The following is a 10266-nucleotide window of genomic DNA, read 5'->3' on the forward strand; positions in this document are numbered from 1 at the left end:
GTTTGTAGCGTGCCTATAAGGAATTGAAACGATTAGATGAATATCAATCAGTATCTGATAAAAAAGAGTTTGTAGCGTGCCTATAAGGAATTGAAACAAAACTTTCTCTTAAAAGAAATAAACCTAGAAACATGTTTGTAGCGTGCCTATAAGGAATTGAAACGCATTTCTTGTATTTTTTCGTTATCTGTAAAGAAAAGTTTGTAGCGTTCCTATAAGGATTTTCATTTTTTTATCCGGTTTAGAAATAAAAAAAAATTTTTCCAATTTGTCAATATCTTATTAATCAATAAGTTTTAAAATCTTTATCTATTAAGGCTTTACCATAATCCAAATTAGAGTTTGGAGTTTTAAAGGAGTTTATGATAGAATTGGAGCAGTGATTTAGCAAAGGAGATAGCAATGTTGGATTACAAGGTTAAAACATACCTTAATAAGCTGAAAAAATCCGGTTTATCAAATAAAAGCATAGAAACTTACGATATGCTACTTGGATATTTTGCTAAATGGTATGATGAATACGGATTATTAACAAACAATCTTATCTTGGTTGAAAAAGATATTGAGAACTTTATTGATTGGCTCAAAAAGAAAGATTTATCGGTATCAACAATAAAGATGGTATTAAACCGGACAAAAGAATTTGTTGAGTTTTCCGGTGGTAAATGGCTTGCAGACAAAAGAATTTACAGGGAAAGAAACAAAGTAGAAAGTGCCAAGCCTTTTAGTGAAATTGAGTTAAGAACAATCTTAGAACATTTAAAGGCAAATAACAAGATTTATTATTATCTATGTTTAACTCTTTACGGCTTTGGACTGCGAATATCGGAAGCTACCAATCTATTACCGGACGATATAATAGAAAAAGAAAATCAGATTTTTGTCAGAGTAAGAAGCAATATAGCGAAGTTTTCAAAATCAAGAGAAGCACCACTTATTTTAAAAGGTCAATACAGAGATGACTTTATAGATTTTATCGTAAAGAGAAAAAATCCGAAACTGAAAAATATGACACTTTTTACTTATTACAATGATATTCAGAAAAGAATTGTATCAATAGATAGAGACAATGTCAAGGTGTATTTCCATAATCTTTCAAAGGAGCTCGGCATTCACATCACGGCACACAGATTTAGAGATACTTACATCTCTTATTTAGTGGCGAAAGGAATAAAGCCGTTGAGCGTTGCTAAATGGGTAGGACACGAAGATATTAGCACTACTTTAAAATACTATGCAAAACTTACAAGTAAAGACGAACTTGAAGAGTTAAGCAAGCTATGATAACAAAGGAAGTTTATGACTTTATCCGGTTTTATCGCAATCTCATAGAAAAAGCAAAGAAAGATGAGATAAGCATTTTTGAGATAAAAATTAATCCGGAAGATATAGACATATCCGGAAATATCTTTCAAAATGCTTTTATTATCGCTTTACTTTCTGAACTAACTAAACTGAAAGCGGAGTATCTGCTTGATAAAGCAACTCAAAAACAAGAACAACCCGAACAAATCATAAAACAAGCATTTAAAAATACCATAGAGAAAGAAGACCTTGATACTGATGATATAGAAAGTTTATTATTGATTGATAGCTTAAAAGAGAAACTGAAAAAACCAAAATCTGTTAAGCCACAAAGGATTAGTTATCAAGAATTTAAAGAAATAGTAAAAGATGAAATAAAAGAAGCACTTCATAAAGATGTTGATTATAACTTGCTTGCTTTGGAGATAGTAGCAAGAATTAATGCCGGCACTTTCAAAATTAAATCAATAAAAGATTTCATCGGGCTGATGTTTGCTATTCATTTGTATAACATACAAGTTATTGATATTAAGCAGTTTTTATAACCTGTATTACGGATATATTACAATGTATTACGGATATATTACAATGTATTATGCTTGTATTTATTTGTAATACTAATGCTATAATATTTAGCAAAAGATGAAATACAGGGGATGACAATGAAAATCATTGTATCATTTAGACTATCAGAAGATGCACTTAAAATTATAGATGAGATAGCAGCAATAGATAACACAACAAGAACTGAAGCACTTGAAAAAATCATTAAAGAGTATCAGCAACAACATCAACAGAGAAGCATAGATAAACAGCAACAAATTGAGCTACTTGAAAAACAGAACATTCAACTACAATCCGTTGTCAAAGTTTTACAAAATGAAATAGAAGCAAAAGAACAAATAATTTCTGCAAAAGATGAAGTAATTCAAGAAAAAGAGAAACATATTGAAATTTTGCGAGAAACCATAGAAATATTGAAAGAAAAACAAAAGAAATGGTGGAAGTTTTGGTAATTTATTAACCGTTCCGGTAATACTGCGACATTGAGATGCGATTATGTCCCAGTTCTCGTGTTAATATTTGGTCTGCTTGTAAATCGTCAAGCCCTTGTGCTTTGAGTTCAAAAAATCGTTCAACTGCATAACTAACACGAAAACCGTGAGATGCAGAATATATTTCTGAATTTTTGATACAGTGATATTTCAAGTTGCTATAATATCTATCTTTAACTTTATCCCAGTTTTTGCCTGCCCACTCATCGCTTAATTTTTCTTGCAAATATTCGTAATCTTGTTTTATCTGTTCAAATTTATCCGGTCTATCATTGTAATTTATTTCTCTGTCTTTTCCACCCTTACTTCCATAAAACTCAACTTTTTTATTTTCCACATCAATTTTCATCTTCACCAAATCATCAATCCTCGCTGCAGTGTAATACTGTAAGCGTGCAATCGGTCTGTAATCTTCTTTCAAGCTATTGATTAGCTTTTCAGGATTTTGATATGCTAATGCTCTGCCCCCTTCCTTTGCTGCACTATAATATTTCTGATAGTTCTGTTGTATATGCTCCGCTAAATCTTGTCTGACAACATTAAATAACTTTTTTAATGCTTCTGCGTTAACTTTTATCGTGCTTTTTCTATACATTGATGCTTTATCAAAAAAGAATTTATCAATATGTTCGGTTGTTAGTTTCTTGATTTTATTAATATTGTTTCTCTCACAAAACTCTCTAAAAGAGTTAATTGCATCTAAATATCGTTTTCTGCTGTCGTATCCATGCCAATAAGGTGATACGCCCGTCTGGAAATCTCTGTAAAACTTCGCTCTGCTTTTTCCTATCCCCCTATCAAGGAATTCAACTGCTTTTCCAATCGCGTATTTAATAGATGAGTTAGGGCTAATTGCCGGAGCAGGTAAATAATATTTACCCGATGCCTTTTTTGATTGTCTTTCAAAGCCAAGCATTATTACATCTTTATTGCTTTTCATAAACAGACTACTCCTTGTAAGATTTTGATTTCCAGCGACACGAAGCTTTCATACGTTTAGTTCTGCACAGCTACTTTACGTAGCTCTTACCCTTTCCCTTGAATTGATAAAAAAAATAAGGTTTTCTCAATGTCTTGCTTAAAAAACAAGACACGAGCAGGAAAGGGACTTCTCGGTCAGCTTCGTGTCAAAAAATTCAAGACATTTTCTCGGTCGGATAAAGAGACTGAAATTAAAGACATCCTCAAAGTGTTTCGGATTTTCGTTAATCAAAATATAATGCAGTTTGTCATTCCTGTCAAGCGAAAGTTGATTGGAAACGACCTGTCGGTCGTTTCCGACTTTATAAAGGCAAAGGTTGAAAGACACATCAAAGAGGATTGATTTTGTTTCAGAAATGCATTACAATTTTCTGTAATCTCTTTTTCGCTTACAGATAGCTTGATAACTTGATAATGTGATAATGTGATAGATTTTCAATAACTTGACAAAAGCAATGATTGCAACAGCAATAACAATTAACACACCCCCCCCTATATATCCTCGTTTTTTTGCCGCCACCGACCCGCCCCGCTTTCTTTTTTCAAGATGTCTGGAGTGTGAGGAAAAACTTCTCTTCGCCAGACCTTCACCTTGTAAAATAAAAGCGACCGCGACGCGACCGCAAAATGACTGCCTTATAAGGTATTGAAAAATCGCTTGTAGTAATCCTCGACCTTGATATTCCTTGTTTTGCGACACATTACTACACTTACTACAAATAGCTTGTAGTAAGTAAAATTAAAGTTTATCAATAACTTGTTAAGCATTACTACAAAACTACAAGCTTTTATATCTGAAATCAAAATTTTTGATTTTATAGCAAAAAAAGATAAGCAATATCAATAACTTGCATCAAAAGATATAACGAAAAAAAAGATGTTGTTTTTGCTTACTACAAAACTATAAAATCAGCAAATCGTTGAGTATCAATGCTTTGCCTTACTACAAACACTTATATAGGGGGGTGTGTCAAAAAAACTGCTTACTACAAAACTACAACTTTGAGAAAAAGTTTTTTGGTTCTTTTTTTTTGTGTTCCTTTTTTCTCTACCCTTATGTAGTCCGAAACGAGGCGAAGCCCGTTTCGCAAGCCCCCCGCAAAATTGTTTTTAAAAAGTGAAAACATAAAACTGAAAACTGAAAATTGAGAACATAAAAACATCAGCTAATCGTTGAGTATCAATGCTTTGCTTTACTACAAAACTTTGAGTAAAAATCTAAAAATTGAAAAACATAAAAAAGCACATAAAAACATCAGCAAATCATTGAGTATCAATCATTAGAAATTCAAAAAAGTGAATTTTTTGTTTTTTTTATACAAAACTTTGTAGTTTTGTAGTAATCGCCAACAAATCGTTGATTATCAAGCTTCATCTTTACTACAAGCACTTTGTAGTAAGTGTAGTAATCTCCCTCTTTTCTTTGTCTGACAAGCTTTAGGATTACTACACGGGATTTTTCAATAACTTACTTGACACTTTTTAGAGAGTAAAAGATTGATGTTATTGAGTGTTTCTTCTGAAAGTAAGAGAGTATCTTTTGAGCGAGTAAACGCTACGAAGAAAATATCTTCTTCATTCTTTGCATTTATAAAGTTTGTTCTTACTGCTTTATCAATTGTTTCATCATAAGCTAAATCGCAATACACTATATCTGCCTCTAATCCTTTGCTTTTGTGAGCCGTTAATACTACCACCGGCTCATATATGCTTAAGTTATACATTCTCTTAATTATCTCTGCTTTTTCTTTCTTGTTCTTTTTCATCAGATATAAATATATAACTTGCATTGCATATTTCAAATCGTTGTATCTGAAAAAGAGTTTTCCGGTATTAACTTTCTTTTTATCTAATGGCTTATGATTTATCAATTCACATTCAAACTTGTAAATTTCATATAGTTCATTTTCAGCTTTTTCTTTGAAACGATTAATATTGCTTATAAGTTTAAGCAATTTATAGTCTTTGTAGTAATCTTCAATTGAAAGTGCGGGAAGTTGCATTTTATCAAGCATCTCAATATATTTCTTCACATCTGCATTATGTCTAACTATTATCATTGCCGAGCCTTTTTTTCTTTTTACTGCATCAATAAAATCATTTAGATTTGCATTTTCAATTAATGTTCCTTGTTTCTCGTTCCCTTTTATCTCTTTTTTTGAAAACAATTTCGCATAAAATAATATGTTATCCGGACATCTTTTACTTTCCGAATATACTTGTTCTTTAAACTCTGCATTAAATTTTCTTGCTAATGTTTCTGCGTAAATAGTTAAGCTGAGTGGCTCTGCTCCCTGAAAGTTATAAATTGTCTGACTTTCATCTCCAACAAGAACTACTTCTCTTAACATATCTTCTCTTGCTCTAATTAATTTCTCTACAACGGACAGCATTAACGGTGTAAAATCTTGAAATTCATCAAAGAAAAAATAGACTACATTTTTGAAGTGATTTTTTTTGTTCTCATTGTCCGGTCTGTTAAACAAATATTTAAAATGCTCTACATCTACAAGTTGTAGCATATCATTAAAATCAATCAGATTGTAAATTCTTTTAAAAAGTTCCCAGTCTTTCACAAACTTAAAATAATCATCTAAGCTAACATTTTTTAACTCTAAATCTTCTTTGATTATATAAACATCTTCTTCCGGATTTGCATTGAGATTTCTGATTTTGTTATACATACTCAAAAGAAAATCGTCTCTTGTCCTTAATTGAGCCTGTAATCCTATTGTTAGGGCACTTCCTTGCACCGGTGAAATGTTTCTTGAAAACTGCTTATTGAAATCATAGCTTCTGAGTTCTGCTATAAACTCTTCATCGTCGTTTTTTCTTAAACTTAGTGCTTCGTAGCAAACACTATGCAATGTTCTGATTAAATCTTTTAGCAATACTCTTCCTATTTTTTTTCTTGCATCTTGAACGTTATGCTTTGTATATGTGATATACAAACTTCTATCGTTTTCAGTCCCTTTCAGCTTTTGAGCGTAAAAATCAATATCTTTCATAATCAGTGTTGTTTTTCCGTATCCTGCAGTTGCCCTGATTGTTCTGATAATCATTTCTTTCTCCCCTTAAAAATCTATCACTTCTGCTAAGAAAGTTTCCAATCTTCTTATTTTTGCTTCACTAAACCTTCTTTCTTTCGCATTTTGTAGAATTTCATAATCGCTAAATCCCTGTGTTCTTAAAATTGATGCCCATTCTACTATGTCTATTAGTTCCTCCTCTTTTGGCGGTTCGCTATTGTTTTGCATCTCATTACTTGCTTGTTTTTCTTCTTCTATTATTTCTCCTGATGTGCCGATTTCTTTTACAAGCTCGTTAAGTTTATCGCTATCTATCTCTTTGATTTCTTCTTGTTGTTCTTGTGGTCTAAGTTTTGTTAGTTCTTCTTTTATCTGTTCTATTATGTTATTATCGTTTATAGAGTGCATATAGTTCTCAAGCATGTCAATGTATAAATCTTCATCTTGCGATTTTATGTAGCTTAGCGGAATTATTACAACTCTAACACTTATGCCTTTTACTTTTCTTGGTTGCTCTTTGAAGTTAAGCTTTGAGAGTAGCGTTTTAACTTTATCCGGAGATAGCTCTATTTTTTGTTTTTTTGCAATTTCATTTATGAGTTTCTCAAAATCATCTTTTCTTGCAAAGATGTATAAATCCTCAAGTTTCTTACTTTTCGGTAATCCTATGCTGAAAGTAGAATATCGTTTTGCACCCATGCTGTATAGATGCTCAATAAACAAGCTTTCAAACTGATTTTCAATAAAGAACTTGTCTTTTTTGACAATCTTTGCTGTTCTCGGAATATTTGCAAAGATAAGATTAGTTATTATAGTTGTTGCGTGTAGCATATTGTATGTCGCAAGAAACTCTTTAAATTGCTTGCGTGCATAATATTTGCTTTGCAATGTATATTCTCTATCTGCTATTTTAACTTTGATTTCGCTTTCATTATTCTTTTCATCTTTAACTATCTCTTTGATTTCCGTTTTCTTGTTAATGCAGTATTCTCTTTTAGTGCAGTTCTCAGAGCAATGTTTCTCGGTCAATTTGTTGTAGCAGAATGTAAAACTCTTTTCAAGTTCTTGTTCTTTTTCAATCGTGTAAATATATTTTGAGTTTAAAATTCTCACATTAAAGAGTTCTTCAATGATTAAGTAAAACTCTTCACTTTTTAACTTCACATTATCAGCAGTTTGTAATCTATTTAGCTTAAATATGTTAGCAATTGCAAGTAAGAAATAATATTCATCTTCACCTGATAATCTTTTTCCGGCGGCCTCTTTTAATAAACTTTCAACGCAGGGTGGAATATAAAAAGAGATTTTTTTCTTGTTTTTTTCAATTGTTAAGATGTTGTTTGAATATTTGTAGTTTAAGCTTGTTTTTTTCTTTTTAGTATTTTCATTATTGAGTAAGCAAGATAGTATATCATCTTTGCTGTATCCTTCTTCTTGAAGTCCCGACAATCCTTTTATCTCATCTTCGTTTGCTTTTTTGTAAGTATACTCTACTGCATTTAAGCGACTTTCTATTTCTTCATCATGCATTTGTGTTGCAATTTCTTTCACAAAATCTTTTGCAGTTTCATAATCAATGCCTGATTTTTTCAGAAAACCTGATAGATACATTATGATATTTTGTCTGCTTCCTTCTTTGTATCCTCTTTTGATTACTTCTTTTAACTTTTCAAAATCAATAATCCCGTTAAAGTTTACTACTTCTGATTTCTTTTCTTTCGCCGGCTTATTTTTTTCTTCTTTTAAGAAACCGAATTCTTTCAAAAGTGTGTTAACTTCTTCTTGTGTAAAAATATGTAAATCCCGCAAAATTACCGGCTCTTTTTCAGTGTCTATCAAAATACCTTCATATAATGCAACAAAGCGATTACTTTCTGTAAAAAGTTCTATAAACCCGGGTTCAAATCCCCCGTTATCTTTTATTTTTTGTCCGTGTTGAATTTTTTTTGTATTTACTACAACCGGCTCTGTTGTTAAGAAAAAATAATGAAGTCTTCCGCTCTGAGTTGTTTCTTGTCCGTTTAGAAGTTTTTTTATTTTTATTTCATCTTCGCCTGCGATTTCTTGAAGTGCATTAGCGAGTTTAGATAGTTCTTCTGTATCTTGTTTATCACAATCAAAATCTAAAACATTTACATAGAGATTATTCGGTTGTTTTCCGGCAACGATACCGAAACCAAACTTTTCAAGTTTTTGTGTTGCTTTTAAAAAAGTTTCATAGTTCCAAACTTTTAACTGCTCTTTTACTTTTCCCTGCCAAACAGGGCGTTTGAAGATACCCTTTTCATTACTTTGAGATGGAACTACAATAAAGCCCTTTTCATACGCTTTTTTGACATACTCTAATATTTTTTCTCTGTTGAAACTATTGACTTTTTCAGATAAATTGCTTATAATATTATTGGAATTGCGAAAGGTTGTTGGGGCAACCTTTCCGTTCTCTCTTTTCGCTGTTTTTACTTCCATATTTCGTTCCTCCTTTTTAATTTTTTTTTAAAAGGTTTCAAAAGAAGGCTCTGGGGAAGAGAGCCTTCCGTGCCTCACCGATTTTCATCATATTAAAACAAAAAAAGCGTACTACATCTTCTTAATTATTTTTGAAAAACAGAAAAACTGAACCTCCTTTAAGATTTTATATTTGTTAATTTAAACTGTTTGTTTTTCTTTTCTATATCTTTCCACAAAATCAAGGAGTGCAAGCTCGACAAGTGCATTTCTGGACATTCCTTCTGCTTTTGCAATACTCTCAAGTTCATCAACTAAATGAGCTTGCAATTTATAGCTTGTGTGTCTTTTCTTTCTCGATTGCTTAAATTTTTCTATTTTCTCCATCGCTCACACCCATTTCATTCGTTTGTAAGTACTAACTAATTTAACACCTATTTTTTTATTTGTCAAGTGTTTTTTTCTTAAAGTTTTTCAATAATTTACAAATCGCTATTCTCTTGTTCCGATTTTTTCTTGCTTTTAAACTTTTTATACAAATCAGCAATCGCAACGCTCACAACAGAAGAAGTGCTACCTGAGATAAGAAACAAATTGAAACAAAAAGTTATGTCTGATAAATCGTTGAATTGCAATATTTTGCTGGTTGCGGTGTTTTTAAATTGGCTTGTATCAAGGTTTTACCATAACATCAATAGAAAAAATATAAAAATTTGAGTCTGTCGATGTAGATTTTTTAGGGCTAATTGAGACAAAATCTCATAGGGAAAAATGGCAAAAATTAGGAGTTTAACTTAGAGTATCAATGATTTGTCGATGTCTAAGGTTTTTTGCAAGATTGAAGGTCGACTGAAAATTAATTTAATTTGACAGGAATAAATTTTTGTATTAAAATGTTTTTTGAATAAGTAATTTCAAGTATTACTTGACAACAGAATATGATATAAAATTTCAGGGTTTGTAGCGTGCCTATAAGGAATTGAAACAGGGGAAATGATGAATTAAATGAAAAGCGAAAAATGTTTGTAGCGTGCCTATAAGGAATTGAAACCGAGCAAAAGAGTTTCGCCCGTAAGATTCTGCTTTTGTTTGTAGCGTGCCTATAAGGAATTGAAACATACATTTGCCAATGCTTCCAATTCTGGCTTGTCTTGGTTTGTAGCGTGCCTATAAGGAATTGAAACAGAAATTTATTTCTCCATTCTCTATAGAAAACAACAGGTTTGTAGCGTGCCTATAAGGAATTGAAACTAAAGAACTCCGTGCCGTGATAGGTTTATCCGTATCTGTTTGTAGCGTGCCTATAAGGAATTGAAACTGTCATCTTTGTCAAGGTACTCTATTCTATGATTAAGAGTTTGTAGCGTGCCTATAAGGAATTGAAACGATTAGATGAATATCAATCAGTATCTGATAAAAAAGAGTTTGTAGCGTGCCTATAAGGAATTGAA

The 10266-nt window shown here is 31.7% G+C and carries 7 protein-coding genes and 1 CRISPR repeat array; of the genes, 3 read left to right on the forward strand and 4 right to left on the reverse strand.

The genetic code is table 11. The features are described from left to right. The first annotated feature begins 405 nt into the window (after window positions 1-405). The 3 genes from QOR43_RS08215 (at window position 406) to QOR43_RS08225 (ending at window position 2321) form a co-directional block, all read left to right on the forward strand. Entirely contained in the window at window positions 406-1284 is an 879-nt protein-coding gene (locus tag QOR43_RS08215; protein ID WP_283571476.1) for a tyrosine-type recombinase/integrase, read from the forward strand. Further along, window positions 1281-1850, forward strand: a complete 570-nt coding sequence (locus QOR43_RS08220) for a hypothetical protein (protein ID WP_265135034.1) — start codon at window positions 1281-1283, stop codon at window positions 1848-1850. The genes QOR43_RS08215 and QOR43_RS08220 overlap by 4 nt, the downstream gene beginning before the upstream one ends. Before the next feature lie 117 nt (window positions 1851-1967). Continuing rightward, window positions 1968-2321 carry a hypothetical protein gene (locus tag QOR43_RS08225; RefSeq protein WP_265135033.1) on the forward strand — a complete coding sequence of 118 codons (354 nt, stop codon included), beginning with the start codon at window positions 1968-1970 and terminating at the stop codon, window positions 2319-2321. A 4-nt stretch (window positions 2322-2325) separates the two neighbouring features. Here QOR43_RS08225 and QOR43_RS08230 read toward each other — a convergent pair whose 3' ends face one another. The 4 genes from QOR43_RS08230 to QOR43_RS08245 all read right to left on the reverse strand — a co-directional run bounded on the left by QOR43_RS08230 (window position 2326) and on the right by QOR43_RS08245 (window position 9202). Further along, a complete protein-coding gene (locus QOR43_RS08230; protein WP_265135031.1) occupies window positions 2326-3300 on the reverse strand; it encodes a site-specific integrase in 975 nt (324 codons plus the stop codon). Window positions 3301-4801: 1501 nt separating this feature from the next. Next, a complete protein-coding gene (locus tag QOR43_RS08235; RefSeq protein ID WP_265135038.1) occupies window positions 4802-6403 on the reverse strand; it encodes a UvrD-helicase domain-containing protein in 1602 nt (533 codons plus the stop codon). 12 nt (window positions 6404-6415) lie between these two features. Beyond that, window positions 6416-8836, reverse strand: a complete 2421-nt coding sequence (locus tag QOR43_RS08240) for a hypothetical protein (protein WP_265135037.1) — start codon at window positions 8834-8836, stop codon at window positions 6416-6418. A gap of 180 nt (window positions 8837-9016) precedes the next feature. Beyond that, entirely contained in the window at window positions 9017-9202 is a 186-nt protein-coding gene (locus tag QOR43_RS08245; protein ID WP_265135036.1) for a ribbon-helix-helix protein, CopG family, read from the reverse strand. A gap of 569 nt (window positions 9203-9771) precedes the next feature. Then, window positions 9772-10201: direct repeats of the CRISPR family, unit length 30 nt; unit sequence GTTTGTAGCGTGCCTATAAGGAATTGAAAC. Window positions 10202-10266: the final 65 nt, after the last annotated feature.

Origin of the sequence: Venenivibrio stagnispumantis (assembly GCF_900182795.1) — a bacterium.
GTDB lineage: Bacteria > Aquificota > Aquificia > Aquificales > Hydrogenothermaceae > Venenivibrio > Venenivibrio stagnispumantis.